The 26,844-nt window shown below is 70.9% G+C and carries 24 protein-coding genes and 1 pseudogene; 23 read left to right on the top strand and 2 right to left on the bottom strand.

All coding sequences use genetic code 11. The annotated features are described in order from the left end of the window. Positions 1–172: 172 nt before the first annotated feature. The 15 genes and pseudogenes from pgsA to ACZ3HQ_RS25575 all read left to right on the top strand — a co-directional run bounded on the left by pgsA (position 173) and on the right by ACZ3HQ_RS25575 (position 15,492). Positions 173–896: pseudogene (gene pgsA, locus ACZ3HQ_RS25645) on the top strand (phosphatidylinositol phosphate synthase). After that, a complete protein-coding gene (locus tag ACZ3HQ_RS25640; protein ID WP_467514383.1) occupies positions 893–1,801 on the top strand; it encodes a phosphatidylinositol mannoside acyltransferase in 909 nt (302 codons plus the stop codon). Before pgsA ends, ACZ3HQ_RS25640 begins: the two are co-directional and overlap by 4 nt. Further along, on the top strand, positions 1,798–3,006 hold the full coding sequence (locus ACZ3HQ_RS25635) for a glycosyltransferase family 4 protein (protein ID WP_467514381.1): 1,209 nt from the start codon (positions 1,798–1,800) through the stop codon (positions 3,004–3,006). The genes ACZ3HQ_RS25640 and ACZ3HQ_RS25635 overlap by 4 nt, the downstream gene beginning before the upstream one ends. After that, positions 3,003–3,545 (top strand): LemA family protein, encoded by a 543-nt coding sequence (locus tag ACZ3HQ_RS25630; RefSeq protein WP_030810699.1) that lies wholly within the window; start codon positions 3,003–3,005, stop codon positions 3,543–3,545. Before ACZ3HQ_RS25635 ends, ACZ3HQ_RS25630 begins: the two co-directional genes overlap by 4 nt. A gap of 127 nt (positions 3,546–3,672) precedes the next feature. Then, positions 3,673–4,578, top strand: a complete 906-nt coding sequence (gene pdxS / locus ACZ3HQ_RS25625; RefSeq protein ID WP_030810697.1) for a pyridoxal 5'-phosphate synthase lyase subunit PdxS — start codon at positions 3,673–3,675, stop codon at positions 4,576–4,578. 11 nt (positions 4,579–4,589) lie between these two features. Then, positions 4,590–5,195, top strand: a complete 606-nt coding sequence (gene pdxT / locus ACZ3HQ_RS25620; RefSeq protein WP_467514379.1) for a pyridoxal 5'-phosphate synthase glutaminase subunit PdxT — start codon at positions 4,590–4,592, stop codon at positions 5,193–5,195. Positions 5,196–5,275: 80 nt separating this feature from the next. Continuing rightward, positions 5,276–6,028, top strand: a complete 753-nt coding sequence (locus ACZ3HQ_RS25615; protein WP_031180147.1) for a YebC/PmpR family DNA-binding transcriptional regulator — start codon at positions 5,276–5,278, stop codon at positions 6,026–6,028. 140 nt (positions 6,029–6,168) lie between these two features. Then, positions 6,169–6,756, top strand: coding sequence for a crossover junction endodeoxyribonuclease RuvC (ruvC, locus tag ACZ3HQ_RS25610; RefSeq protein ID WP_467514762.1), 588 nt, complete (start codon positions 6,169–6,171; stop codon positions 6,754–6,756). Further along, positions 6,753–7,358: a Holliday junction branch migration protein RuvA gene (gene ruvA / locus ACZ3HQ_RS25605; RefSeq protein ID WP_467514377.1), complete on the top strand. Its 606-nt coding sequence runs from the start codon at positions 6,753–6,755 to the stop codon at positions 7,356–7,358. The genes ruvC and ruvA overlap by 4 nt, the downstream gene beginning before the upstream one ends. Before the next feature lie 30 nt (positions 7,359–7,388). Next, positions 7,389–8,459, top strand: a complete 1,071-nt coding sequence (ruvB, locus tag ACZ3HQ_RS25600) for a Holliday junction branch migration DNA helicase RuvB (protein WP_467514375.1) — start codon at positions 7,389–7,391, stop codon at positions 8,457–8,459. A gap of 164 nt (positions 8,460–8,623) precedes the next feature. Next, complete coding sequence (gene yajC / locus ACZ3HQ_RS25595; RefSeq protein WP_467514373.1) at positions 8,624–9,166, top strand: preprotein translocase subunit YajC; 543 nt, start codon at positions 8,624–8,626, stop codon at positions 9,164–9,166. 155 nt (positions 9,167–9,321) lie between these two features. Further along, entirely contained in the window at positions 9,322–11,100 is a 1,779-nt protein-coding gene (gene secD, locus ACZ3HQ_RS25590; RefSeq protein ID WP_467514371.1) for a protein translocase subunit SecD, read from the top strand. Positions 11,101–11,103: 3 nt separating this feature from the next. Then, positions 11,104–12,213, top strand: a complete 1,110-nt coding sequence (gene secF, locus ACZ3HQ_RS25585; protein ID WP_467514369.1) for a protein translocase subunit SecF — start codon at positions 11,104–11,106, stop codon at positions 12,211–12,213. Then, a complete protein-coding gene (locus ACZ3HQ_RS25580; RefSeq protein WP_467514367.1) occupies positions 12,210–12,749 on the top strand; it encodes an adenine phosphoribosyltransferase in 540 nt (179 codons plus the stop codon). The genes secF and ACZ3HQ_RS25580 overlap by 4 nt, the downstream gene beginning before the upstream one ends. 229 nt (positions 12,750–12,978) lie before the next feature. Further along, positions 12,979–15,492, top strand: coding sequence for a RelA/SpoT family protein (locus ACZ3HQ_RS25575; protein ID WP_467514365.1), 2,514 nt, complete (start codon positions 12,979–12,981; stop codon positions 15,490–15,492). A 68-nt stretch (positions 15,493–15,560) separates the two neighbouring features. On the opposite strand, the gene ACZ3HQ_RS25570 is transcribed toward ACZ3HQ_RS25575, so the two are convergent. Continuing rightward, positions 15,561–16,790: a DUF349 domain-containing protein gene (locus tag ACZ3HQ_RS25570; protein ID WP_467514363.1), complete on the bottom strand. Its 1,230-nt coding sequence runs from the start codon at positions 16,788–16,790 to the stop codon at positions 15,561–15,563. 168 nt (positions 16,791–16,958) lie between these two features. Beyond that, a complete protein-coding gene (locus ACZ3HQ_RS25565) occupies positions 16,959–17,783 on the bottom strand; it encodes a peptidylprolyl isomerase (protein ID WP_467514362.1) in 825 nt (274 codons plus the stop codon). A gap of 192 nt (positions 17,784–17,975) precedes the next feature. Here ACZ3HQ_RS25565 and ACZ3HQ_RS25560 point away from each other — a divergent pair, with 192 nt between their 5' ends. The 8 genes from ACZ3HQ_RS25560 to alaS all read left to right on the top strand — a co-directional run bounded on the left by ACZ3HQ_RS25560 (position 17,976) and on the right by alaS (position 26,843). Then, a complete protein-coding gene (locus ACZ3HQ_RS25560; RefSeq protein WP_467514360.1) occupies positions 17,976–18,683 on the top strand; it encodes an MBL fold metallo-hydrolase in 708 nt (235 codons plus the stop codon). A gap of 13 nt (positions 18,684–18,696) precedes the next feature. After that, positions 18,697–19,956 carry a histidine--tRNA ligase gene (hisS, locus tag ACZ3HQ_RS25555; protein ID WP_467514358.1) on the top strand — a complete coding sequence of 420 codons (1,260 nt, stop codon included), beginning with the start codon at positions 18,697–18,699 and terminating at the stop codon, positions 19,954–19,956. A 223-nt stretch (positions 19,957–20,179) separates the two neighbouring features. Continuing rightward, positions 20,180–20,836: a vitamin K epoxide reductase family protein gene (locus ACZ3HQ_RS25550; protein ID WP_467514356.1), complete on the top strand. Its 657-nt coding sequence runs from the start codon at positions 20,180–20,182 to the stop codon at positions 20,834–20,836. Positions 20,837–20,877: 41 nt separating this feature from the next. Beyond that, the gene (locus ACZ3HQ_RS25545) at positions 20,878–22,233 is read left to right on the top strand and encodes a replication-associated recombination protein A (RefSeq protein WP_467514354.1); all 1,356 of its coding nucleotides are present in this window, start codon (positions 20,878–20,880) and stop codon (positions 22,231–22,233) included. Positions 22,234–22,576: 343 nt separating this feature from the next. After that, positions 22,577–23,191, top strand: a complete 615-nt coding sequence (gene rpsD / locus ACZ3HQ_RS25540) for a 30S ribosomal protein S4 (protein ID WP_018549020.1) — start codon at positions 22,577–22,579, stop codon at positions 23,189–23,191. Between the two features lie 180 nt (positions 23,192–23,371). Then, complete coding sequence (locus ACZ3HQ_RS25535) at positions 23,372–23,815, top strand: DUF948 domain-containing protein (RefSeq protein WP_030810648.1); 444 nt, start codon at positions 23,372–23,374, stop codon at positions 23,813–23,815. A gap of 8 nt (positions 23,816–23,823) precedes the next feature. Then, positions 23,824–24,171 carry a hypothetical protein gene (locus tag ACZ3HQ_RS25530; protein WP_030810645.1) on the top strand — a complete coding sequence of 116 codons (348 nt, stop codon included), beginning with the start codon at positions 23,824–23,826 and terminating at the stop codon, positions 24,169–24,171. Continuing rightward, positions 24,171–26,843, top strand: coding sequence for an alanine--tRNA ligase (gene alaS, locus ACZ3HQ_RS25525; RefSeq protein ID WP_467514353.1), 2,673 nt, complete (start codon positions 24,171–24,173; stop codon positions 26,841–26,843). The genes ACZ3HQ_RS25530 and alaS overlap by 1 nt, the downstream gene beginning before the upstream one ends. Position 26,844: the final 1 nt, after the last annotated feature.

The following is a 26,844-nucleotide window of genomic DNA, read 5'->3' as shown; positions in this document are numbered from 1 at the left end:
TGCGGCGGCTCCAAAGGCGCCCGCGGTCCTTCGAGCTTTCCACTCCCGTCATGCCGCGTCCATACGGCGGCCCCCCGCGAACCCGGCGCGGCCGTCCGGCACCGTGTGGAGGGTCACGGATCGTGCCGTGGCGGAGGGTGCGCGCCCCCGTGCGCGGGCGCGCGTGGCTACGATGGGCCAGCCGACGGCCACCAGGGGCCACGGCGACACCGACCGTCTGGAAGGCCATGCTGAACAAGTACGCGCGTGCATTCTTCACGCGTGTCCTCACGCCGTTCGCCGCGTTTCTCATCCGGCGGGGGGTGAGCCCCGACACGGTGACGCTCATCGGCACCGCCGGTGTGGTCGCGGGTGCGCTGGTCTTCTACCCCCGGGGAGAGTTCTTCTGGGGCACGATCGTGATCACGCTGTTCGTCTTCTCCGACCTGGTCGACGGGAACATGGCCCGCCAGCTCGGCCGCTCCAGCCGCTGGGGCGCCTTCCTGGACTCCACCCTGGACCGGGTCGCCGACGGCGCGATCTTCGGCGGCTTCGCCCTCTGGTACGCGGGCCACGGCAACGACGACGTGCTGTGCGCGGTCTCCATCTTCTGCCTGGCCAGCGGCCAGGTGGTGTCGTACACCAAGGCGCGTGGCGAGGCGATCGGGCTGCCGGTGGCGGTCAACGGGCTGGTGGAGCGGGCCGAGCGGCTGGTGATCTCGCTGGTCGCGGCCGGTTTCGCGGGGCTGCACACGTTCGGCGTGCCGGGCATCCAGTACCTGCTCCCCGTCGCCCTGTGGATCGTCGCGGTGGGCAGCCTGGTCACGCTGGTGCAGCGGGTGGTCACCGTGCGCCGGGAGTCCGCCGAGGCGGAGGAGGCGGCGCGGCTCGACGCCGGGAGCGAGGCGGCCCAGTGAGCGCCGCCGAACGCCTCACCGACGGGCTGTACGGGCTCGGCTGGAGCACCGTCAAGAAGCTCCCCGAACCGGTCGCCGCCAGGCTGGGCCGTACCGTCGCGGACGCCGCCTGGAAGCGGCGCGGCAAGGGTGTCCAGCGGCTGGAGGCCAACTACGCGCGCGTGGTGCCGGACGCCTCTCCGGAGCGGCTCGCCGAGCTGTCCCGCGCGGGCATGCGCTCCTACCTGCGGTACTGGATGGAGTCCTTCCGGCTGCCCGCGTGGAGCCCGGAGCGGGTGCGCACCGGCTTCGACCCCAAGGGCGCCCACTACCTGACGGACGGCCTGGCCGCGGGCAAGGGCGTGATACTGGCGCTGCCGCACCTGGCCAACTGGGACCTGGCCGGGGCCTGGGTCACCACCACCCTCGGCATCCCCTTCACCACCGTCGCCGAGCGCCTGAAGCCCGAGACGCTGTACGACCGGTTCGTCGCCTACCGCGAGGGCCTGGGCATGGAGGTGCTGCCGCACAGCGGGGCCTCCGCGTTCGGCACCCTGGCCCGGCGGCTGCGCGACGGCGGCCTGGTCTGCCTGGTGGCGGACCGGGACCTGTCGGCCGCCGGCGTCGAGGTCGACTTCTTCGGCGAGCGCGCCCGGATGCCCGCCGGGCCCGCCCTGCTCGCCCAGCAGACCGGTGCCCAGTTGCTCCCGGTCACCCTCTGGTACGACGACTCGCCGGTGATGCAGGGCCGGGTGCACCCACCGGTCGAGGTGCCCGGAACGGGTACGCGGATCGAGAAGACGGCCGCGATGACCCAGGCGCTGGCCGACGCCTTCGCCTCCGGGATCGCCGAGCACCCGGAGGACTGGCACATGCTCCAGCGGCTGTGGCTCGCCGACCTCGACCCGGCGAAGGGACCCGCGTGAGAATCGGGATCGTCTGCCCGTACTCCTGGGACGTGCCCGGTGGCGTCCAGTTCCACATCCGCGACCTCGCCGAGTACTTCATCCGTCTGGGCCACGAGGTCTCCGTGCTCGCCCCGGCCGACGACGACACCCCGCTGCCGCCCTACGTGGTCTCGGCGGGCCGCGCGGTGCCGGTGCCGTACAACGGGTCGGTGGCCCGGCTGAACTTCGGGTTCCTCTCGGCGGCGCGGGTGCGGCGGTGGCTGCACGACGGCGCGTTCGACGTGGTGCACATCCACGAGCCGACCTCGCCCTCCCTCGGTCTGCTCACCTGCTGGGCGGCGCAGGGCCCCATCGTGGCCACCTTCCACACCTCCAACCCCCGCTCCCGCGCCATGATCGCCGCCTACGCGATCCTCCAGGCCGCGCTGGAGAAGATCAGCGCCCGGATCGCGGTCAGCGAGTACGCCCGCCGCACCCTGGTCGAGCATCTCGGCGGGGACGCCGTGGTGATCCCCAACGGGGTCGACGTGGACTTCTTCGCCGACGCCGAGCCCAAGGCGGAGTGGCAGGGCGGCACGATCGGCTTCATAGGGCGCATCGACGAGCCGCGCAAGGGCCTGCCGGTGCTGATGCGGGCCCTGCCGAAGATCGTCGCCGCGCACCCGGAGGCCCGGCTGCTGGTCGCGGGCCGGGGTGACGAGGAGGCGGCGGTCGAGGAGCTGCCCGAGGAGCTGCGCTCCCGCGTGGAGTTCCTCGGCATGGTCAGCGACGAGGACAAGGCCCGCTTCCTGCGCAGCGTCGACCTGTACGTGGCGCCCAACACCGGCGGCGAGAGCTTCGGCATCATCCTGGTCGAGGCCATGTCGGCGGGCGCCCCCGTGCTCGCCTCCGACCTCGACGCCTTCGTCCAGGTCCTGGACCAGGGCAAGGCGGGCGAGGTCTTCGCCAACGAGGACGCCGACGCGCTCGCCGAGAAGGCCGTGGCCCTGCTCGCCGACCCCGGGCGCCGGGCGGAACTGCGGGAGCGGGGCAGCGCCCACGTACGCCGCTTCGACTGGTCCACGGTCGGCGCGGACATCCTCTCGGTGTACGAGACGGTCACCACCGGCACCGCGGCGGTCGCCACCGACGAGCGGCCGGGCTTGTGGTCGCGGTTCGGCCTGGCCCGTGAGCGGGACGCGGAGACGAGCACCCCGCCCTCCACCGATAACCTTCGCGCGTGATCCCCACCCTCATCTGGATTCTCGTCGCGCTGCTGGCGATCGGCGTCTACCTGAGCTGGACCGCCGGCCGGCTGGACCGGCTGCACGTCCGCATGGACGCCGCCCGCGCCGCCCTGGACGCGCAGTTGCTGCGCCGGGCGTCCGTGGCGCAGGAACTCGCCACCTCCGGCGTCCTGGACCCGGCAGCCTCGATCGTGCTCTACGAGGCAGCGCACGCCGCCCGGCAGGCCGAGGAGGAGCAGCGCGAGGTCGCGGAGAGCGAGCTGAGCCAGGCCCTGCGCGCCGTCTTCGAGGACGCCCGCCAGGTGGAGGGCGTCCGCGCGGCCCCCGGTGGCGAGGACGCGGCGCACGAGCTGGCCGAGGCGGTGCGCCGGGTGCCGATGGCCCGCCGCTTCCACAACGACGCCGTGGGCGCCGCCCGCCGGCTGCGCGAGCACCGCAAGGTCCGCTGGTTCCGCCTCGCCGGACACGCGCCGTTCCCGCTGGCCTTCGAGATGGACGACGAACCGCCCGCCGCGCTCGTCGAACGGGTCGCCTGAGCGGCTCCCGCAGGGGCAGGGCGGGGCAAAATGATCCACCGGCTTCCCATTGGCCCTTGATGTGGCCCGCTCCGGTCGCGTTTCCTCGGCGGTGCAGAAACCGTCTTACCCACCAGTGAGGTCACGCGTGTCCATCATCGACAACCAGGGTCCCGAGACCGGCACCGCCCGTGTGAAGCGCGGCATGGCCGAGCAGCTCAAGGGCGGCGTCATCATGGACGTGGTCAACGCCGAGCAGGCGAAGATCGCCGAGGACGCCGGCGCCGTGGCCGTCATGGCCCTGGAGCGGGTCCCGGCCGACATCCGCAAGGACGGCGGCGTGGCCCGGATGTCCGACCCGGACATGATCGAGGGCATCATCGACGCCGTCTCGATCCCGGTCATGGCCAAGTCCCGCATCGGCCACTTCGTCGAGGCCCAGGTGCTCCAGTCCCTCGGCGTCGACTACATCGACGAGTCCGAGGTGCTCACCCCGGCCGACGAGGTCAACCACTCCGACAAGTGGGCGTTCACCACCCCCTTCGTCTGCGGCGCCACCAACCTGGGCGAGGCCCTGCGCCGCATCGCCGAGGGCGCGGCCATGATCCGCTCCAAGGGCGAGGCCGGCACCGGCAACGTCGTCGAGGCCGTGCGCCACCTGCGCCAGATCAAGGGCGAGATCGCCAAGCTGCGCGGCTGCGACCACAACGAGCTGTTCGCCGCCGCCAAGGAGCTGCGCGCCCCCTACGAGCTGGTCAAGGAGGTCGCCGAGCTGGGCAAGCTCCCCGTCGTCCTCTTCTCCGCCGGTGGCGTCGCCACCCCGGCCGACGCCGCCCTGATGCGCCAGCTCGGCGCCGAGGGCGTCTTCGTCGGCTCCGGCATCTTCAAGTCCGGCGACCCGGCCAAGCGCGCCGCCGCCATCGTGAAGGCCACCACCTTCTACGACGACCCGAAGATCGTCGCGGACGCCTCCCGCAACCTCGGCGAGGCCATGGTCGGCATCAACTGCGACACCCTCCCCGAGACCGAGCGCTACGCCAACCGCGGCTGGTAGGACCCCGTCACATGAACACCCCCGTCATCGGCGTCCTGGCCCTCCAGGGCGACGTACGGGAGCACCTCATCGCCCTGGCCGCGGCGGACGCCGTGGCCAGGCCGGTCAGGCGCCCCGAGGAACTCGCCGAGGTGGACGCCCTCGTCCTGCCCGGCGGCGAGTCCACCACCATCTCCAAACTGGCCGTCCTCTTCGGCCTGATGGAACCCCTGCGCGCCCGCGTGCGCGCCGGGCTGCCCGTCTACGGCACCTGCGCCGGGCTCATCCTGCTCGCCGACAAGATCCTCGACCCGCGTTCGGGCCAGGAGACCATCGGCGGCATCGACATGATCGTCCGCCGCAACGCCTTCGGCCGCCAGAACGAGTCCTTCGAGGCGGCGGTCGACGTCAAGGGCGTCGACGGCGCCCCCGTGGAGGGCGTCTTCATCCGCGCCCCCTGGGTGGAGTCCGTGGGCGCGTCGGCCGAGGTGCTCGCCGAGCACGACGGCCACATCGTCGCCGTACGCCAGGGCAACGTGCTCGCCACCTCGTTCCACCCGGAGCTGACCGGCGACCACCGTGTGCACGGGCTCTTCGTCGACATGGTCCGCGCGAACCGGACACCGGAGTCCTTGTAGGATCTGCGGCGGTACCCCTCAGGCTCTCCCAGCGCCGGGGGAGTCCGTATCGGATCGGGTTACGCGAAGGAGACAGGCAGATGTCCGGCCACTCTAAATGGGCTACGACGAAGCACAAGAAGGCCGTGATCGACGCCAAGCGCGGCAAGCTCTTCGCGAAGCTCATCAAGAACATCGAGGTCGCGGCCCGCATGGGCGGCGTCGACATCGAGGGCAACCCGACGCTCTACGACGCCATCCAGAAGGCGAAGAAGCAGTCGGTCCCCAACAAGAACATCGACTCCGCGGTCAAGCGCGGCGGCGGCCTGGAGGCCGGCGGCGCCGACTACGAGACGATCATGTACGAGGGTTACGGCCCCAACGGTGTCGCGGTGCTCATCGAGTGCCTCACCGACAACCGCAACCGTGCCGCCTCCGACGTCCGCGTCGCCATGACCCGCAATGGCGGCAACATGGCCGACCCCGGCTCGGTGTCGTACCTGTTCAACCGCAAGGGCGTCATCATCGTCCCCAAGGGCGAGCTGACCGAGGACGACGTCCTGGGTGCCGTCCTGGACGCCGGTGCCGAGGAGGTCAACGACCTCGGTGAGTCCTTCGAGGTGCTCAGCGAGGCCACCGACCTGGTCGCGGTCCGCACCGCCCTCCAGGAGGCCGGCATCGACTACGACTCCGCCGACTCCAACTTCGTCCCGACCATGCAGGTCGAGCTGGACGAGGACGGTGCCCGGAAGATCTTCAAGCTGATCGACGCCCTCGAGGACAGCGACGACGTGCAGAACGTCTTCGCCAACTTCGACGTGAGCGACGACGTCATGGAGAAGGTCGACGCGTAACGCCGCTGCGGGCTCGGCGTGGGAGCGGGCCGACGGGGCAACCCGTCGGCCCGTCGCCTTTGCCGGGGCCCGGTTGCGGGACGTTGTCAGTGGCACCCGATAGCCTGCACAAACAAATGATCGAGCCCAGGGGGCGACAGGTGCGGGTGCTAGGGGTGGACCCCGGACTGACGCGGTGCGGAGTCGGGGTGGTCGAGGGGGTCGCGGGACGACCGCTCACCATGGTCGGCGTCGGTGTCGTCCGTACGCCCCCCGACGCCGAGCTGAGCCACCGGCTGCTCGCCGTCGAGCAGGGCCTCGAACAGTGGCTGGACGAGCACAAACCCGAGTTCGTCGCCGTGGAGCGCGTCTTCAGCCAGCACAACGTCAGCACCGTCATGGGCACCGCCCAGGCCAGCGCCGTCGCCATGCTGTGCGCGGCCCGGCGCGGCATCCCGGTCGCCCTGCACACCCCCAGCGAGGTCAAGGCCGCCGTCACCGGCACCGGCCGCGCCGACAAGGCCCAGGTCGGCGCCATGGTCACCCGGCTGCTCCGGCTCAGCGCGCCCCCCAAGCCCGCCGACGCCGCCGACGCCCTCGCCCTCGCCATCTGCCACATCTGGCGCGCCCCCGCCCAGAACCGGCTCCAGCAGGCGGTCGACCGGCACACGGCCCAGAAGACGGCGCAGAAGACGGACCGGAAGACAGCCCCGCGCACCGCGCACGCAACGAAAGGCCGAACGGCATGATCGCCTTCGTCAGCGGCACCGTCGCCGCCCTCGCCCCCGACTCGGCGGTCGTCGAGGTCGGCGGGGTCGGCATGGCCGTCCAGTGCACGCCCGACACCCTGGCGAAGCTCCGCGTCGGCCAGGACGCCCGGCTGCACACCACCCTCGTCGTGCGCGAGGACTCGCTCACCTTGTACGGCTTCGCCGACGACGACGAGCGCCAGGTCTTCGAACTGCTCCAGACCGCCAGCGGCGTCGGCCCCCGCCTCGCCCAGGCCATGCTCGCCACCCACCGCCCGGACGCGCTGCGCCGCGCCGTCGCCACCGCCGACGAGAAGGCCCTCACCGCCGTCCCCGGCATCGGCAAGAAGGGCGCGCAGAAACTCCTCCTGGAACTGAAGGACCGGCTCGGCGCCCCCATCGGCGCCCCCGCCGTCGGCGCCCCGGTGAGCCAGGGCTGGCGCGACCAGTTGCACGTGGCCCTCATCGGCCTGGGCTACGCCACCCGCGAGGCCGACGAGGCCGTGACCGCCGTGACCCCCCAGGCCGAGGCGGCGGGCGGCACCCCCCAGGTCGGCCAGTTGCTCAAGGCCGCCCTCCAGACCCTGAACCGCGCCCGCTGACCCGCGCGCATCCCGCTAGGAGCACCTGAAGTGAACTGGGACGACACGACGGACGGCGCCGCCGCGGACCGGCTGGTGGACACCGCCGCCGACCGGGAGGACCAGGCCGTCGAAGCCGCCCTGCGCCCCAAGGATCTCGGCGAGTTCATCGGCCAGGAGAAGGTCCGCGAACAGCTCGACCTCGTGCTGCGCGCCGCCCGCGCGCGCGGCGCCACCGCCGACCACGTGCTGCTCTCCGGCGCCCCCGGCCTCGGCAAGACCACCCTGTCGATGATCATCGCGGCCGAGATGGGCGCCCCCATCCGCATCACCTCGGGGCCCGCCATCCAGCACGCCGGCGACCTCGCCGCGATCCTCTCCTCCCTCCAGGAGGGCGAGGTCCTCTTCCTGGACGAGATCCACCGCATGTCCCGGCCCGCCGAGGAGATGCTGTACATGGCGATGGAGGACTTCCGGGTCGACGTCATCGTCGGCAAGGGCCCCGGCGCCACCGCCATCCCGCTGGAGCTGCCCCCGTTCACCCTGGTCGGCGCCACCACCCGCGCCGGCCTGCTGCCGCCCCCGCTGCGCGACCGCTTCGGCTTCACCGCGCACATGGAGTTCTACGAGCCGCGCGAACTCCAGCGGGTCGTGCACCGATCCGCCGCCCTGCTGGACGTCGAGATCGACCCGTCCGGCGCCGCCGAGATCGCCGGCCGCTCGCGCGGCACGCCCCGTATCGCCAACCGGCTGCTGCGCCGGGTGCGGGACTACGCCCAGGTCAAGGCGGACGGCCTGATCACCGAGGACATCGCGGCCGCCGCCCTCGCCGTCTACGAGGTGGACGCCCGCGGCCTCGACCGGCTCGACCGGGGCGTGCTGGAGGCGCTGCTGAAACTGTTCGGCGGCGGCCCGGTCGGCCTGTCCACGCTGGCCGTGGCGGTGGGGGAGGAGCGGGAGACGGTGGAGGAGGTCGCCGAACCGTTCCTGGTGCGCGAGGGCCTGCTCGCCCGCACCCCGCGCGGGCGCGTGGCCACCCCGGCGGCCTGGGCGCACCTCGGCCTCACCCCGCCGCAGCGGCCGGCCACGGGAAACGGACAACAGGACCTGTTCGGGGCGTGAGACCGGCGCATTGGCCCCAGGAGGAACCCAGGTGCCATGCTGAGCGTTGTTCCATGCACGCGGACTCGCTTAGACTCCGCCGATGCCGCCCTTGTGGGCGACGCCGACCAAGCCCCCTCCAACAGGCCGCTCACCGCGCGGTCGCGCGAAGGAAATTCCGTCTCGTGAATGTCTATACCCTTCTCCCCTTCATCGTGCTCATCGCGGTCATGTTCCTGATGACGCGCTCGGCCAAGAAGAAGCAGCAGCAGGCCGTCAACATGCGGAACGAGATGCAGCCCGGTTCGGGTGTCCGCACGATCGGGGGGATGTACGCGACGGTCAAGGAAGTCACCGAGGACACCGTCCTCCTCGACGCCGGGCCGGGCGTCGAGCTGATCTTCGCCAAGAACGCGATCGGCGCCGTCCTCTCCGACGACGAGTACAACCGCATCATCCACGGCGTCGAGCACGACCTGAAGTCGGACGGCGAGACCGTCCCGGACGACGCCTCCTCCCTCACCGCCGCCGACGCCGAGCACAAGGCCGTCGACTTCGGCAAGAAGGACGCCGCCGAGGACACCGCCGCGGCCGAGGACAAGACGCTCGCCGACAAGGCCGAGACCGTCGAGCCCGCCGCCAAGGACGACACCGTCGTGAACAAGGCGGAGGCGGCCGAGCCGGCCGAGGCGCCGAAGAAGACCGACGGCGACACCGACGCGAAGTAGTCACGTCCCCGGGGCGTCCCGGCGCCCTTCACCGGGCGCGCGGGACGCCCCGGACGGCTCGGTTCCCGCACGTTTTCCCGCACGGAATCCCGACACCATGTCATGGCCACCGGCGCCCACGGCGCACCGGGCGGCCCGAGAGGGAGTACGAGAAGGTGGCAGCACCTAAGAAGGGCCGGGGCCCGAGTGCCCAGAGCAAGCCAGGGCGCTCGCTGGTCCTCATCCTGATCGCCATCGTGGCGATGACCGGGGGAATGTTCCTCTCCGGGCACACCACCCCGCGTCTCGGCATCGACCTTGCCGGCGGTACGAGCATCACGCTCAAGGCGAAGGCCGACCAGGGGTCGGCGATCAACAAGGCCAACATGGACACCGCGGTCGACATCATGAACCGCCGTGTCAACGGCCTTGGTGTCTCCGAGGCCGAGGTGCAGACCCAGGGCGACGATCACATCATCGTCAACATCCCCAAGGGCACCAACTCCAAGGAGGCCCAGCAGCAGGTCGGCACCACCGCCAAGCTGTACTTCCGCCCGGTCCTGGCCAGCGAGCCCAGCGGCGGCGCGGCCCCCAAGCCGTCGCCGAGCACCTCCTCCGGCGCCAGCGGCTCCCCGAGCCCGGCCGCCAGCCCCTCCGGCGACCAGAAGGCGACCTCGCCCTCCGGCGCCCCCTCGCCGAACGCCACGGCCACCTCCCAGGGCCGCGCCGTGAGCGACGCGCTGAAGGCCGACGCCACCCCGTCGCCCGCCGGCTCCCCGAGCGCCAAGTCCTCCGGCGGGGCGAGCCCCTCTCCGACGCCGAGCGCCGACGCGGCCACCGCCAAGCTCCAGGCCCAGTACGCGGCCCTGGACTGCACCAAGCCCGCCGAACGCGCCAAGGTCGGCCAGGCCGGCAAGCCCGGCGAGCCCACCGTGGCCTGCGGTGAGATCAACAAGGTCTGGTACAAGTACGTCCTCGGCCCCGCCGCCGTCGACGGCACCGAGGTGAAGAACGCCAAGGCGGTCTTCGACACCCAGGGCGCCTCCGGGTGGCAGGTGCAGATGAACTTCACCTCCTCCGGCGCCAAGAAGTTCGCCGACATCACCGGCGAGCTGGCCAAGAACCAGCAGCCGCAGAACGAGTTCGGCATCGTCCTCGACGGCGACGTGGTCTCCAGCCCGTACGTTCAGCAGGCCATCACCGGCGGCCAGGCCGAGATCTCCGGCCGGTTCACCCAGGAAGAGGCCCAGAGCCTCGCCAACATGCTGTCCTACGGCGCGCTCCCGCTGTCCTTCCAGGAGGAGACCGTCACCACGGTCACCGCGGCCCTGGGCGGCGAGCAGCTCAAGGCCGGCCTCCTCGCGGGCGCCATCGGCCTCCTGCTGGTCGTGGTCTACCTGGTGGCCTACTACCGCGGTCTGTCGCTGGTGGCCATGGCCTCCCTGCTGGTCTCCGCGATCCTCACCTACGTGATCATGTCGCTGCTCGGCCCGGCCATCGGCTTCGCGCTGAACCTGCCCGCCGTCTGCGGTGCCATCGTCGCCATCGGTATCACCGCCGACTCGTTCATCGTGTACTTCGAACGCATCCGGGACGAGATCCGCGAGGGCCGCACCCTGCGCCCCGCCGTGGAGCGTGCCTGGCCGCGCGCCCGGCGCACCGTCCTGGTCTCCGACTTCGTGTCGTTCCTCGCCGCCGCCGTGCTGTTCATCGTGACCGTCGGCAAGGTCCAGGGCTTCGCGTTCACGCTCGGTCTGACCACCGTCCTCGACGTCGTGGTGGTCTTCTTCTTCACCAAGCCGCTGATGACGCTGCTGGCCCGCCGCAGGTTCTTCGCCGACGGCCACAAGTGGTCCGGCCTCGACCCGCGGAGCCTGGGCGCCAAGCCCCCGCTGCGCCGCACCCGCCGTCCCTCCGGTCCCACCACGGGCCCCGTCGACCCCAAGGGGGCGTGAGCGATGTCGAAACTCGGTAACCTCGGCGCTCGGCTGCACCGCGGCGAAGTCAGCTACGACTTCATCGGCAAGCGCAAGATCTGGTACGGCGTCTCCATCCTGATCACCATCACGGCCATCCTCGGCCTGGCGGTGCGCGGCCTGAACATGGGCATCGACTTCCAGGGCGGCGCCGTCTTCACCACCCCGACCAAGATGAGCGCCTCGGTCGCCCAGGTCGAGGAGTACGCCCACGACGCCTCCGGCCAGGAAGCCGTCGTGCAGAAGCTCGGCAACGGCAGCCTGCGCATCCAGATCGCCGGCCTCGACACCGCCAAGTCCGACGACGTCAAGCAGACCTTGGCCAAGGACCTCAAGCTCGACCCCGAGAAGCTCAACGCCGACCTGGTCGGCCCGAGCTGGGGCGAGCAGATCGCCAACAAGGCGTGGCAGGGCCTGGCGATCTTCATGGTGCTCGTGGTGATCTACCTGGCGATCGCCTTCGAGTGGCGCATGGCCATCGCGGCCCTCGTCGCGCTGATCCACGACATCACCATCACCGTCGGCATCTACGCCCTCGTCGGCTTCGAGGTCACGCCCGGTACGGTCATCGGTCTGCTGACCATCCTCGGTTACTCGCTCTACGACACGGTCGTCGTCTTCGACAGCCTCAAGGAGCAGACCAAGGACATCACCAAGCAGACCCGCTTCACCTACAGCGACATCGCCAACCACTCGATCAACAGCACCCTGGTGCGCTCCATCAACACCACGGTGGTCGCACTCCTCCCGGTGGCGGGCCTGCTGTTCATCGGCGGCGGTTTCCTCGGAGCGGGCACCCTCAACGACATCTCCCTGTCGCTGTTCGTCGGCCTCGCGGCCGGCGCGTACTCCTCGATCTTCATCGCCACACCGCTCGTCGCCGACCTCAAGGAGCGCGAGCCGGCGATGAAGGCCCTCAGGAAGCGGGTCATGGCCAAGCGTGCCCAGGCCGCCGCCGGAGAGGCCCAGGGGGAGTCCCGGTCCGCCGCCGGAGAACCGTCCGACGGCGCGGCGCCCGCTGTGGTGGGCCCGCGCGACCAGCCCGCGCCCCGCAACCGGGGCCGCGGCCGACCCTCTGGAAAGCGCCGATGACCTCCATCCAGGAACTGCTGCTCAGCCGTATCCGCGATGTGGCCGACTACCCGGAGCCGGGCGTGATGTTCAAGGACATCACCCCGCTCCTGGCCGACCCCGCCGCGTTCACGGCCCTCACCGACACGCTGGCCGAACTCGCCACGGCCACCGGGGCCACCAAGATCGTCGGCCTGGAGGCACGGGGCTTCATCCTGGGCGCGCCGGTCGCCGTCCGCGCGGGCCTCGGCTTCATCCCGGTCCGCAAGGCCGGCAAGCTCCCCGGAGCCACGCTGCGCCAGGCGTACGACCTGGAGTACGGCTCCGCCGAGATCGAGGTGCACGCTGAGGACCTGTCCGACGGTGACCGCGTGTTCATCGTGGACGACGTGCTCGCCACCGGCGGCACCGCCGAGGCCGCGATCAAGCTGATCGAGCGCGCCGGCGCACGGGTCTCCGGCGTCGCCGTCCTCATGGAGCTGGGCTTCCTCGACGGCCGCGCCCGGCTGGAGTCCGCCCTGGACGGAGCGCCCCTGGAGGCGCTGCTCCAGGTCTGAACCGGACCGAGCGGACCCTGGCGGCCGCGAGCGCACCGGGCCTTCCCCGGCCCGCGCTCGCGGCCGCTGCGCGTCCCGGGCCCGGCCACCGGAATCCACCACCCGTCCCAGGTGTTCCACTGGTGGACCGTTCTCCCCGCGGCCTGAAGGCGATGGCGGGGCCCGGGATCGCTACCATGGGGTTTCCGGAGCCTGACCGGGGGACCCGGATCGCGCACTAGGAGTCCTCTTGCCCGACGAGGCCCAGCCACTGACCGCCGCAAAGCCGGAGTCCGCCTCGGCGCCCGCGGTGAAGCCCGCGCCGAACGCGTCCGACGCGAAGAACGACCGGCGCGGCTCGGTCGAGCACGCCCAGTCGGCGCCGGTGGAGAAGACCGCCGACACCGCGCGCCCCAAGCCCGCCCCCGTGCGCCCCGCGGCCGGCCAGACCGCGCCCCGCTCCGGCTCCTCCAACCGCGTCCGCGCCCGCCTGGCCCGCCTCGGCGTGCAGCGCGCGAACCCCTACAACCCGGTGCTGGAGCCGCTGCTGCGGATAGTGCGCAGCAACGACCCCAAGATCGAGAACGCGACGCTCCGCCAGATCGAGCGCGCCTACCAGGTGGCCGAGCGCTGGCACCGCGGCCAGAAGCGCAAGAGCGGCGACCCGTACATCACGCACCCGCTCGCCGTCACCACCATCCTGGCCGAGCTGGGCATGGACCCGGCGACCCTGATGGCAGGGCTGCTGCACGACACCGTCGAGGACACCGAGTACGGCCTGGACGACCTGCGCCGGGACTTCGGTGACGTGGTCGCGCTGCTGGTGGACGGCGTCACCAAGCTGGACAAGGTCAAGTTCGGCGAGGCCGCGCAGGCCGAGACCGTGCGCAAGATGGTCGTCGCCATGGCCAAGGACCCCCGCGTCCTGGTCATCAAGCTCGCCGACCGCCTGCACAACATGCGCACCATGCGCTACCTCAAGCGCGAGAAGCAGGAGAAGAAGGCGCGCGAGACCCTGGAGATCTACGCGCCGCTCGCCCACCGCCTGGGCATGAACACCATCAAGTGGGAGCTGGAGGACCTGGCCTTCGCCATCCTCTACCCCAAGATGTACGACGAGATCGTGCGGCTGGTGGCCGAGCGCGCCCCCAAGCGCGACGAGTACCTGGCCATAGTCACCGACGAGGTGCAGGCCGACCTGCGCGCCGCCCGGATCAAGGCGACCGTCACCGGCCGCCCCAAGCACTACTACAGCGTCTACCAGAAGATGATCGTCCGCGGCCGGGACTTCGCGGAGATCTACGACCTGGTCGGCATCCGCGTCCTGGTGGAGACCGTCCGGGACTGCTACGCGGCGCTCGGCACGATCCACGCGCGATGGAACCCGGTCCCCGGCCGGTTCAAGGACTACATCGCGATGCCGAAGTTCAACATGTACCAGTCGCTGCACACGACGGTCATCGGACCCAACGGCAAGCCGGTCGAGCTGCAGATCCGCACCTTCGACATGCACCGCCGCGCCGAGTACGGCATCGCCGCGCACTGGAAGTACAAGCAGGAGGCCGTCGCCGGCGCCTCCAAGGTGCGCACCGACGCGCCGAAGTCGTCCGGCAAGGGCAAGGACGACCACCTCAACGACATGGCGTGGCTGCGCCAGTTGCTCGACTGGCAGAAGGAGACCGAGGACCCCGGCGAGTTCCTGGAGTCCCTGCGCTTCGACCTGTCCCGCAACGAGGTCTTCGTCTTCACGCCCAAGGGCGACGTGATAGCGCTCCCGGCCGGGGCCACCCCGGTCGACTTCGCCTACGCGGTGCACACCGAGGTCGGCCACCGGACCATAGGGGCACGCGTCAACGGACGCCTGGTGCCGCTGGAGTCCACCCTGGACAACGGCGACCTGGTGGAGGTCTTCACCTCCAAGGCGCCCGGTGCCGCTCCCTCCCGCGACTGGCTGGGCTTCGTCAAGTCCCCGCGCGCCCGCAACAAGATCCGCGCCTGGTTCTCCAAGGAGCGCCGGGACGAGGCGATCGAGCAGGGCAAGGACGCGATCGTCCGCGCGATGCGCAAGCAGAACCTGCCGATCCAGCGCATCCTCACCGGGGACTCCCTGGTCACGCTGGCGCACGAGATGCGGTACTCGGACATCTCCGCGCTGTACGCGGCGATCGGCGAGGGCCATGTCTCCGCGCAGAACATCGTGCAGAAGCTCGTCCAGGCGCTCGGCGGCGAGGAGGCGGCCACCGAGGAGATCGAGGAGCCGGTCCCGCCGACCCGGCGCAGCCGCAAGCGGCGCTCCAGCGCCGACCCCGGTGTCGTCGTCAAGGGCGTCGACGACGTGTGGGTGAAGCTGGCCCGCTGCTGCACCCCGGTGCCGGGCGATCCGATCATCGGGTTCGTCACGCGGGGCAGCGGGGTCTCGGTGCACCGCAGCGACTGCGTCAACGTGGACTCGCTCTCCCGCGAGCCCGAGCGCATCCTCGACGTCGAGTGGGCGCCCACCCAGTCCTCGGTCTTCCTGGTCGCCATCCAGGTCGAGGCGCTGGACCGCTCCCGGCTGCTCTCGGACGTCACCCGCGTCCTGTCCGACCAGCACGTCAACATCCTGTCGGCGGCCGTGCAGACCTCCCGCGACCGGGTCGCCACCTCCCGCTTCACCTTCGAGATGGGCGACCCCAAGCACCTGGGCCACGTCCTGAAGGCGGTCCGGGGCGTGGAGGGCGTCTACGACGTCTACCGCGTCACCTCCGCCCGCAACCGGGGCTAGGACGCATACGCCGAGGGGCTCCGTACGGTGTGTACGGAGCCCCTCGGCGTATGCGGGTGGGGGAGTGATCAGCCCCCGAACTCCTCAAGACCCTTGAGCGCCTGGTCCAGCAGCGCCTGGCGGCCCTGAAGCTCACGCTCCAGCTTGTCGGCGCGGGAGGTGTTGCCCTGGGCGCGGGCCTGCTCGACCTGGCCGCGGAGCTTGTCCACGGCGGCCTGGAGCTGACCGGTCAGACCCTCGGCACGCGCACGCGCCTCCGGGTTGGTCCGGCGCCACTCGGCCTCCTCGGCCTCCTGGATCGCCCGCTCGACGGCGTGCATCCGGCCCTCGACCTTGCCCCGCGCGTCCCGCGGCACATGACCGATGGCCTCCCACCGCTCGTTGACCGAACGGAAGGCGGCACGCGCCGCCTTGAGGTCCCGCACCGGGAGGATCTGCTCGGCCTCCTCGGCCAGCGCCTCCTTCAGCTTCAGGTTCTCGCCCTGCTCCGCGTCCCGCTCGGCGAACACCGAGCTGCGCGCGGCGAAGAACACGTCCTGCGCGCCCCGGAAGCGGTTCCACAGGTCGTCCTCGTGCTCGCGCTGGGCGCGGCCCGCGGCCTTCCAGTCCGCCATCAGCTCGCGGTACCGGGCCGCCGTCGCGCCCCAGTCCGTCGAACCGGACAGCGCCTCGGCCTCCGCGACCAGCCGCTCCTTCACCCGCCGGGCGTCCTCGCGCTGCGAGTCGAGCTGCGCGAAGTGCGCCTTGCGGCGCTTGGAGAACGCCGACCGGGCGTGCGAGAAGCGGTGCCACAGCTCGTCGTCGGACTTGCGGTCCAGCCGGGGCAGGCCCTTCCAGGTGTCCACCAGCGCCCGCAGCCGCTCACCGGCCACCCGCCACTGGTCGGACGCCGCGAGCTGCTCCGCCTCCGCGACCAAGTCCTCCTTGGCCTTGCGGGCCTCGTCGGACTGCTTGGCGCGCTGCGCCTTGCGCTCCTCGCGGCGCGACTCGACCTTCTCGACGAGCTTGTCCAGCCGGGTCCGCAGCGCGTCCAGGTCGCCCACCGCGTGGTGCGCGTCCACCTGCTCGCGGATGTGGCCGATCGCGGTCTGGGCGTCCTTGGCGGACAGATCGGTGGTCTGCACGCGCTTCTCGAGGAGGCCGATCTCGACCACCAGGCCCTCGTACTTGCGCTCGAAGTAGGCAAGCGCCTCCTCGGGGGAGCCGGCCGCCCACGATCCGACGACCTGCTCGCCGTCGGCCGTACGCACGTACACGGTCCCCGTCTCGTCGACGCGGCCCCACGGGTCGCTGCTCACAGCGCCTCCTCCACATGATGCCTGCGGGGAGCCTCCCGGCCCCCTGGCATCGTCCACAGTTTCGTCATCGCCAACATAGGCGACCGGCAGGGGGCCTGTCCGCATCCGGCGGCACCCAATTCCGCAGGCGACCGGCCCGCGGAGGCGGACCGGAACGCCCCGGCGGCGTCAGGACTTCGTGACCGTCGCCTTGTCGATCACGACCGTCGCATTCGGGGCGCCGTCGCCCTGGCCGGTGTTCTCGCCCGCCTTGGCGATCTTGTCCAGCACCTTCAGCCCGGCCTTGTCGATCGTGCCGAAGGGGGTGTACGACGGCGGCAGCGGGCTGTCCTTGTACACCAGGAAGAACTGGCTGCCGCCGGTGTGCGGCTGCCCGGTGTTGGCCATCGCCACCGTGCCCGCCGGGTACGTGTTCTTCTTGAGGCTCTTGTCCTTCAGATTCTCGTCCGGGATCGTGTAGCCCGGCCCGCCGGTGCCCGCGGCCGTCGGGTCGCCGCACTGCAGGACGTAGATCCCGTTCGTGGTCAGCCGGTGGCACTTGGTGTGGTCGAAGAAGCCCTTGTCCGCGAGGTAGGAGAAGGAGTTCACCGTGTGCGGGGCCGCCGACGCCTTCAGCGCGATGCCGATGTCGCCGCAGGTGGTGGCCAGCTTCATCGTGTAGTCGGCCGACGTGTCGATCGACATCGCCGGCTCCTTCTTCCAGGACTGCTTCTTCACCGAGCCCTCGGCCGGCTTCGCGCACGGGTCCGGCGCCTTGCTCGGGCTCGCTGCCGCGCTCGGCGAGGACCCGGCGGCGTCCACCTTCTTGTCGCCGTCGTCCTTCATCACGCCCGTCGTGTAGAGCGCCACGCTGCCGATCACGATCACGCCGAGCACCGACGCGATCACCGAGTTGCGCATGCGCGCCTTGCGTCGCGCGTCCGTGCGCCGCTGCTGCTGCCGCAAGAACTTCTCCCGTGCGAGCTGACGCCGCCGCTGCTCCTGGCTGACCACCGGGTTTTCTCCCTCATGCGTGTCGTATGCCGACCGGTACGTGTGCGTCCTGTGATCCGACAGGCGCGTGTAGCCCCGTACCGTATATGGGTTCGCTGAGGAAACGGCAGCGCCGGTAGGCTCTAGGGGCTTCTTCCCATCACGGGCGGCCCGCGCGCGAGCCCTCCCGTACCGACACAACGAAGGACGATCGTGCTCATTGCCGGGTTCCCCGCCGGGGCCTGGGGGACGAACTGTTATCTCGTCGCCCCCGCCGCCGGTGAGGAGTGCGTGATCATCGACCCCGGCCATCAGGCCGCCCCCGGCGTCGAGGAAGCGCTGAAGAAGCATCGCCTCAAGCCGACCGCCGTCGTCCTCACCCACGGCCACATCGACCATGTCGCCTCCGTCGTCCCCGTGTGCGGCGCGCACGACGTGCCCGCGTGGATTCATCCCGACGACCGCTACATGCTCAAGCATCCCGAGAAGGCGCTCGGCCGGTCCATCGGGATGCCGCTCATGGGCGAACTGACCGTGGGGGAGCCGGACGACGTCCGGGAGCTGACCGACGGCGCGAAGCTGGACCTGGCCGGGATGGAGTTCTCCGTCGCCCACGCGCCGGGCCATACCAGGGGGTCGGTGACCTTCCGGATGCCCGAGAGCGCCGACGTCCCGTCGGTCTTCTTCTCCGGGGATCTGCTGTTCGCCGGCTCCGTGGGACGCACCGACCTGCCGGGCGGATCGATGGAGGACATGCTCGGGTCGCTGGCACGCGTGTGCCTGCCGCTCGACGACTCCACCGTGGTCCTGTCCGGCCACGGCCCCCAGACCACCATCGGCCAGGAACGCGCCACCAACCCCTATCTGCGGCAGGTGGCCGCCGGCCAGGGAACCGACCCGGCTCCCCGACGAGGAATGTGACGAGAGAACTTCCGTGAGCACCTTCAAGGCCCCCAAGGGCACGTACGACCTGATCCCGCCGCAGTCCGCCCAGTACCTCGCCGTCCGCGAGGCCATCGCCGCCCCCCTGCGCAACTCCGGGTACGGCTACATCGAGACGCCGGGCTTCGAGAACGTCGAGCTGTTCGCACGCGGTGTCGGCGAGTCCACCGACATCGTCACCAAGGAGATGTACGCCTTCGAGACCAAGGGCGGCGACCGGCTCGCCCTGCGCCCCGAAGGCACCGCCTCCGTGCTCCGCGCCGCCCTGGAGGCCAACCTGCACAAGGCGGGCAACCTCCCGGTCAAGCTCTGGTACTCCGGCTCCTACTACCGCTACGAGCGCCCGCAGAAGGGCCGTTACCGCCACTTCTCCCAGGTCGGCGCCGAGGCGATCGGTGCCGAGGACCCCGCGCTCGACGCCGAGCTGATCATCCTGGCCGACCAGGCGTACCGCTCGCTGGGCCTGCGCGAGTTCCGCATCCTGCTCAACAGCCTGGGCGACGCCGAGTGCCGTCCGGTGTACCGGGCCGCGCTCCAGGACTTCCTGCGCGGGCTCGACCTCGACGAGGACACCCTGCGCCGCGCCGAGATCAACCCGCTGCGCGTCCTGGACGACAAGCGCGAGTCGGTGCAGAAGCAGCTCACCGGCGCCCCCCTGCTGCGCGACTACCTGTGCGACGCCTGCAAGGCGTACCACGAGGAGGTCCGCGAGCTGATCACCGCCGCCGGAGTCGTCTTCGAGGACGACCCCAAGCTGGTCCGCGGCCTGGACTACTACACCCGCACCACCTTCGAGTTCGTCCACGACGGCCTCGGCTCCCAGTCCGCCGTCGGCGGCGGCGGCCGGTACGACGGCCTGTCCGAGATGATCGGTGGCCCCGCGCTGCCCTCGGTCGGCTGGGCGCTCGGCGTGGACCGTACCGTCCTCGCCCTGGAGGCGGAGGGCGTGGAGCTGGACCTGCCGTCCACCACCAGCGTCTTCGCCGTCCCGCTCGGCGAGGAGGCCCGCCGGGTGCTGTTCGCCAAGGTCACCGAGCTGCGCAAGGTCGGCGTCGCGGCCGACTTCTCCTACGGGGGCAAGGGCCTGAAGGCCGCGATGAAGGCCGCCAACCGCTCCGGCGCCCGCTACACGCTGGTGCTCGGCGAGCGCGACCTCGCCGAGGGCCTGGTCCAGGTCAAGGACATGGAGTCCGGCGAGCAGACCGCGGTCGGCCTGAACGAGGTCGTCGCGGAGCTGGAGTCCCGGCTCTGAGCATCTGAGGTCGGCCAGGATTCGACGGGCCGGACGGACATCCGTCCGGCCCGTCACCGTTCGATCGCCTGTGCTGCCGTACGGCCCGAACCGGCCGAAAATAGAGGGAGCGTGCCCCGCCCGCCTCGAACTTATGCACAGCGAACGGTGCGCGAGGGCGCCTGTGCGGCACAATGACCGATGCCCGAAGCAGTCCGACCTAGTGAGTGACGGAATCGGCGTGATGAGCAAGACGACAGTCAACGACGTCTCCACCCAGTCCGGGCCCGAGCGGGCTCGGGGCACGGCCCGCGCCGAGGGCGGCAGCCGCGCCTTCGCCCTGATGCTGGTGATCACCGGCGCGGCCGGACTGCTCGCCGCCTGGGTCATCACGCTGGACAAGTTCAAGCTGCTGGAGGCCAAGGTCGAGGGCAAGACCTTCGTCCCCGGGTGCAGCCTCAACCCCGTGGTCTCCTGCGGCAGCGTCATGGAGAGCAAGCAGGCCGCCGCCTTCGGCTTCCCCAACCCCATGCTGGGCCTGGTCGCCTACGGCATCGTGATCTGCGTCGGCGTGAGTCTGCTCGCCCGCGCCCGCTTCCCCCGCTGGTACTGGCTGACCTTCAACGCCGGCACGCTCTTCGGCGTCGGCTTCTGCACCTGGCTCCAGTTCCAGTCCCTGTACCGGATCAACGCCCTGTGCCTGTGGTGCTCGCTGGCCTGGGTCGCCACGATCATCATGTTCTGGTACGTGACCTCCTTCAACGTGCGCCAGGGCTTCCTGCCCGCCCCGCGCCCGCTCAGGTCCTTCTTCGGCGAGTTCACCTGGGTCCTGCCCGTGCTGCACATCGGGATCATCGGCATGCTGGTCCTGACCCGCTGGTGGAGCTTCTGGACGAGCTGACGGCCGGAGCGTTGTCAGTGGCGTGATTTAGGGTTTTCGGTGTGGAAGCCGACCTGTTCACCGCCGCAGCCGAAGAACGCCAGGAGAAGGAGCCCGCGGGCAGCCCCCTGGCGGCGCGCATGCGCCCGCGCACCCTCGACGAGGTGGTGGGCCAGCGCCATCTGCTCAAGCCCGGCTCACCGCTGCGCAGACTCGTCGGCGAGGGCGGCAGGGGCCCCGCCGGACCCTCCTCGGTGATCCTCTGGGGCCCGCCCGGCACCGGCAAGACCACCCTCGCCCATGTCGTCTCCCGCGCCACCGACCAGCGCTTCGTGGAGCTGAGCGCCATCAGCGCCGGCGTCAAGGAGGTCCGCGCGGTCATCGACGGCGCCCGCCGCGCCACCGGCGGCTTCGGCAAGGAGACCGTCCTCTTCCTCGACGAGATCCACCGCTTCAGCAAGGCCCAGCAGGACTCCCTGCTCCCGGCCGTGGAGAACCGCTGGGTCACCCTGATCGCGGCCACCACCGAGAACCCGTACTTCTCGGTCATCTCCCCGCTGCTCTCCCGCTCCCTGCTCCTCACCCTCGAACCCCTCACCGACGACGACGTACGCGACCTCGTGCGCCGCGCCCTCGCCGACGAGCGGGGCCTCGGCGGGACGCTCACCCTCCCCGAGGAGTCCGAGGAGCACATCCTGCGGGTGGCCGGCGGAGACGCCCGCCGCGCCCTCACCGTCCTGGAGGCCGCCGCGGGCGCCTCCCTCGACAAGGGCGACGGCGAGATCACCCTGACCACGCTGGAGGAGACGGTCGACCGCGCCGCGGTGAAGTACGACCGCGACGGCGATCAGCACTACGACGTGGCCAGCGCCCTGATCAAGTCCATCCGGGGCTCCGACGTGGACGCCGCCCTGCACTACCTGGCCCGCATGATCGAGGCCGGCGAGGACCCCCGCTTCATCGCCCGGCGCCTGATGATCTCCGCCAGCGAGGACATCGGCGTCGCGGACCCGAACGCGCTGCCGACAGCCGTCGCGGCCGCGCAGGCCGTCGCCATGATCGGCTTCCCCGAGGCCGCGCTCACCCTCAGCCACGCCACCATCGCGCTCGCGCTGGCCCCCAAGTCCAACTCCGCGACCGTCGCGATCGGCGAGGCCATGGCCGACGTGCGCAAGGGCCACGCGGGCCCGGTCCCGGCCCACCTGCGGGACGGGCACTACCAGGGCGCCAAGAAGCTGGGCCACGCCAAGGGCTACGTCTACCCGCACAACCAGCCCGACGGGATCGCCGCCCAGCAGTACGCCCCGGACGCCCTCAAGGACCGCGAGTACTACACCCCCACCCGGCACGGCGCCGAGGCGCGGTACGCGGACGCGGTCGAATGGACCAGGAAGCACCTGGGTCGAAAGCGGTCCTGAGCGCCCTGTAGACTGCCTCGAAGTGCTGAGTCCCGTGTCCGGGCCCCCGACAAGGGGGAACGGCTCACCAGAGCGGGACATCCAGCCGGAGAGTCCGGCCCCAGGGCGGGGTTCTCCAGGAGCGTCGCGCACCGTCGAAGGTGTCGCGGGCAGCCCACCACCCTCCGGCCACGCGCCGGAACCGGTCGGTGGGCCACTCGCGTGCTGCACGTATGTGCCCAGTTCGGGGAACGGCTGCCCGGCCCGTCCGGCAAGGACAGGCAGGGTCTCCCCGGCTGCGGATGCGACCTCCCCTAACCCTGGTGAAGCCGTATTCGCATAAGAAACACGAGGTGTCGGTTCCATGGCGAACCAGTCCCGTCCCAAGGTCAAGAAGTCGCGTGCCCTCGGCATCGCGCTGACCCCGAAGGCCGTCAAGTACTTCGAGGCCCGCCCCTACCCGCCGGGCGAGCACGGCCGCGGCCGCAAGCAGAACTCGGACTACAAGGTCCGTCTGCTCGAGAAGCAGCGTCTGCGCGCGCAGTACGACGTGTCCGAGCGTCAGCTCGTCCGCGCCTACGAGCGTGCCGCCAAGGTCCAGGGCAAGACCGGTGAGGCCCTGATCATCGAGCTCGAGCGCCGCCTCGACGCGCTGGTCCTGCGTTCGGGCATCGCCCGCACGATCTACCAGGCCCGCCAGATGGTCGTCCACGGCCACATCCAGGTCAACGGCCAGAAGGTCGACAAGCCGTCCTTCCGTGTCCGTCCGGACGACGTCGTGCAGGTCCGCGACCGCTCCAAGGACAAGACGCTCTTCCAGGTCGCGCGTGAGGGTGGCTTCGCCGCCGACGGTGAGACCCCGCGTTACCTCCAGGTGAACCTCAAGGCCCTGGCGTTCCGCCTGGACCGTGAGCCGAACCGCAAGGAGATCCCGGTGATCTGCGACGAGCAGCTCGTCGTCGAGTACTACGCCCGCTGATCCCAGCCCCGGCGCAGCACCACGGCCCGTCGTCCCCCCGCCCTCCGGCGGGCGGGACGGCGGGCTCGCGCGTTTCGGGCGCCCCGGCCGGCGCCCGGTAATCCGGTACGGAGCCCCGCCGGTGGCGCGATAGGCTCGGTGCACGACTTTTTTGATGCTCAAGCACGTTTCAGGGAGCTGGTGCGCACAGTGTCCGGTGGAGAGGTTGCCGGGATTCTGGTGGCCGTCTTCTGGGCGATCCTGGTCTCCTTCCTCGCCGTAGCGCTTGCGAGGCTGGCCCAGACGCTCAAGGCGACCACCAAGCTCGTGGCGGACGTGACCGACCAGGCCGTCCCGCTGCTGGCGGACGCGTCCACGGCGGTGCGCTCGGCGCAGACCCAGATCGAGCGGGTCGACGCCATCGCCTCCGACGTGCAGGAGGTGACGTCGAACGCCTCCGCGCTGTCCTCCACCGTCGCCTCCACCTTCGGCGGCCCCCTGGTCAAGGTCGCCGCCTTCGGCTACGGCGTCCGCCGCGCGCTCGGCGGCCGCGACGAGGCCAAGCCCGCGAGGACGCCGCGCCGAACGGTGATCGTGGGCCGGACGGTCCCGGCCACACGGCGGGGCAAGCGAAAGAAGGACTGAGGACCGCGATGTTCCGCCGTACGTTCTGGTTCGGCACCGGCGTCGCCGCCGGTGTGTGGGCCACCACCAAGGTCAACCGCAAGCTGAAGCAGCTCACCCCCGAGAGCCTCGCCGTCACCGCGGCCAACAAGGCACTGGAGACCGGGCACCGGCTCAAGGACGCGGCGGTCGGCTTCGCACTCGACGTCCGCGACAACATGGTCCAGCGCGAGGCGGAGCTGGAGGAGGCGCTCGGCATCCACGAGAGCCCCGCACTGCCCGAGCCCCGGCGGATCACCGCCATCGAGAACAACAGCAGCACAGTGAAGTACATCGAGAACACGACGTACTCGTACAACCGGAATGAGGACCACTGATGGAGTCGGCCGAGATTCGCCGCCGCTGGCTGAGCTTCTTCGAGGAGCGCGGGCACACCGTCGTCCCTTCGGCGTCGCTCATCGCGGACGACCCGACTCTGCTCCTCGTCCCGGCCGGCATGGTGCCCTTCAAGCCCTACTTCCTGGGTGAGGTCAAGCCGCCCTTCCAGCGCGCCACCAGCGTGCAGAAGTGCGTGCGCACGCCGGACATCGAAGAGGTCGGCAAGACCACCCGCCACGGCACGTTCTTCCAGATGTGCGGCAACTTCTCCTTCGGCGACTACTTCAAGGAAGGCGCCATCAAGTTCGCCTGGGAGCTGCTCACCAGCCCCCAGGACAAGGGCGGTTACGGCCTCGACCCCGAGCGCCTGTGGATCACCGTCTACAAGGACGACGACGAGGCCGAGCGCATCTGGCACGACGTCGTCGGCGTGCCCAAGGAGCGCATCCAGCGCCTGGGCATGAAGGACAACTACTGGTCCATGGGCGTCCCCGGCCCCTGCGGCCCCTGCTCCGAGATCAACTACGACCGCGGCCCCGAGTTCGGCGTCGAGGGCGGCCCCGCCGTCAACGACGAGCGGTACGTCGAGATCTGGAACCTCGTCTTCATGCAGTACGAGCGGGGCGAGGGCATCGGCAAGGACGACTTCGAGATCCTCGGGGACCTGCCGAGCCAGAACATCGACACGGGCCTCGGCCTGGAGCGCCTCGCCATGATTCTGCAGGGCGTGCAGAACATGTACGAGATCGACACCTCCATGGCCGTCATCGAGAAGGCCACCGAGCTGACCGGCGTGGCCTACGGCGACGCCAAGGCGTCGGACGTCTCGCTGCGCGTGGTCACCGACCACATGCGCACCGCCGTCATGCTGATCGGCGACGGCGTCACCCCCGGCAACGAGGGCCGCGGCTATGTGCTGCGCCGCATCATGCGCCGCGCCATCCGCAACATGCGCCTGCTGGGCGCCGAGGGTCCGGTCGTCAAGCCGCTGATCGACGTCGTGATCGCCATGATGGGGCAGCAGTACCCCGAGCTGATCACCGACCGCGAGCGCATCGAGAAGGTCGCCGTCGCCGAGGAGAACGCCTTCCTCAAGACGCTCAAGGCCGGCACCAACATCCTCGACACCGCCGTCACCGAGACCAAGCAGTCCGGGGGCAGCATGCTCTCCGGCGACAAGGCGTTCCTGCTCCACGACACCTGGGGCTTCCCGATCGACCTCACCCTGGAGATGGCCGCCGAGCAGGGCCTCTCCGTGGACGAGACCGGATTCCGCCGCCTGATGACGGAGCAGCGGGAGCGCGCCAAGGCCGACGCCCGCGCCAAGAAGACCGGCCACGCCGACCTCGGCGCCTACCGGGAGATCGCGGACGCCGCCGGCGCCACCGACTTCATCGGCTACAGCGACACCGAGAGCGAGACCACCGTCGTCGGCATCCTCGTCGACGGCGTCTCCTCGCCGGCCGCCACCGAGGGCGACGAGGTCGAGATCGTGCTCGACCGCACCCCGTTCTACGCCGAGGGCGGCGGCCAGATCGGTGACACCGGCCGCATCAAGGTCGACACCGGTGCCGTCATCGAGGTCCGCGACACCCAGAAGCCGGTGCCGGGCGTCTACGTCCACAAGGGCGTCGTCCAGGTCGGGGAGGTCACGGTCGGGGCCAGGGCCCAGGCGTCCATCGACGCCCGCCGCCGCAAGGCCATCGCCCGCGCGCACTCCGCCACCCACCTGACCCACCAGGCGCTGCGCGACGCCCTCGGCCCGACGGCCGCCCAGGCCGGTTCGGAGAACCAGCCCGGCCGCTTCCGCTTCGACTTCGGCTCCCCGGCCGCCGTCCCGACGGCCGTGATGACCGACGTCGAGCAGAAGATCAACGAGGTGCTCTCCCGCGACCTGGACGTGCACGCCGAGGTCATGGGCATCGACGAGGCCAAGAAGCAGGGCGCCATCGCCGAGTTCGGCGAGAAGTACGGCGAGCGGGTCCGCGTGGTCACCATCGGCGACTTCTCCAAGGAGCTGTGCGGCGGCACGCACGTGCACAACACCGCCCAGCTCGGCCTGGTGAAGCTGCTCGGCGAGTCCTCCATCGGCTCCGGCGTACGCCGGATCGAGGCGCTGGTCGGCATGGACGCCTACAACTTCCTCGCCCGTGAGCACACGGTCGTCAACCAGCTCAGCGAGCTGATCAAGGGACGCCCGGAGGAGCTGCCGGAGAAGGTCTCCGCGATGCTCGGCAAGCTGAAGGACGCCGAGAAGGAGATCGAGAAGTTCCGCGCCGAGAAGGTGCTCCAGGCCGCCGCCGGTCTCGCCGAGTCCGCCAAGGACGTGCGCGGCGTCGCCCTGGTCGCCGGCCAGGTCCCGGACGGCACCACCCCGGACGACCTGCGCAAGCTGGTGCTGGACGTGCGCGGGCGCATCCAGGGCGGCCGGGCCGCCGTGGTCGCGCTGTTCACGGTGAACAACGGCAAGCCGCTCACCGTCATCGCCACCAACGAAGCGGCCCGCGAGCGCGGCCTCAAGGCCGGTGAGCTGGTCCGTACCGCCGCCAAGACCCTCGGCGGCGGCGGTGGCGGCAAGCCGGACGTCGCCCAGGGCGGCGGCCAGAACCCGGCCGCCGTCGGCGACGCCGTGGACGCCGTCGAGCGCCTCGTCGCCGACACCGCGAAGTAGG

The sequence above is a fragment of the Streptomyces sp. NPDC018263 genome (assembly GCF_055562575.1).
This window is presented reverse-complemented; position numbering and strand designations above follow the sequence as displayed.

Excerpts from the sequence above, each read along its gene's own strand:
- ruvA (WP_467514377.1), top strand. The coding sequence starts at position 6,753 with ATGATCGCCTTCGTCAGCGGCACCGTCGCCGCCCTCGCCCCCGACTCG.
- ACZ3HQ_RS25580 (WP_467514367.1), top strand. The coding sequence starts at position 12,210 with ATGACCTCCATCCAGGAACTGCTGCTCAGCCGTATCCGCGATGTGGCC.
- rpsD (WP_018549020.1), top strand. The coding sequence starts at position 22,577 with ATGGCGAACCAGTCCCGTCCCAAGGTCAAGAAGTCGCGTGCCCTCGGC.
- secF (WP_467514369.1), top strand. The coding sequence starts at position 11,104 with ATGTCGAAACTCGGTAACCTCGGCGCTCGGCTGCACCGCGGCGAAGTC.
- ACZ3HQ_RS25615 (WP_031180147.1), top strand. The coding sequence starts at position 5,276 with ATGTCCGGCCACTCTAAATGGGCTACGACGAAGCACAAGAAGGCCGTG.
- ACZ3HQ_RS25550 (WP_467514356.1), top strand. The coding sequence starts at position 20,180 with ATGAGCAAGACGACAGTCAACGACGTCTCCACCCAGTCCGGGCCCGAG.
- pdxT (WP_467514379.1), top strand. The coding sequence starts at position 4,590 with ATGAACACCCCCGTCATCGGCGTCCTGGCCCTCCAGGGCGACGTACGG.
- alaS (WP_467514353.1), top strand. The coding sequence starts at position 24,171 with ATGGAGTCGGCCGAGATTCGCCGCCGCTGGCTGAGCTTCTTCGAGGAG.
- ACZ3HQ_RS25530 (WP_030810645.1), top strand. The coding sequence starts at position 23,824 with ATGTTCCGCCGTACGTTCTGGTTCGGCACCGGCGTCGCCGCCGGTGTG.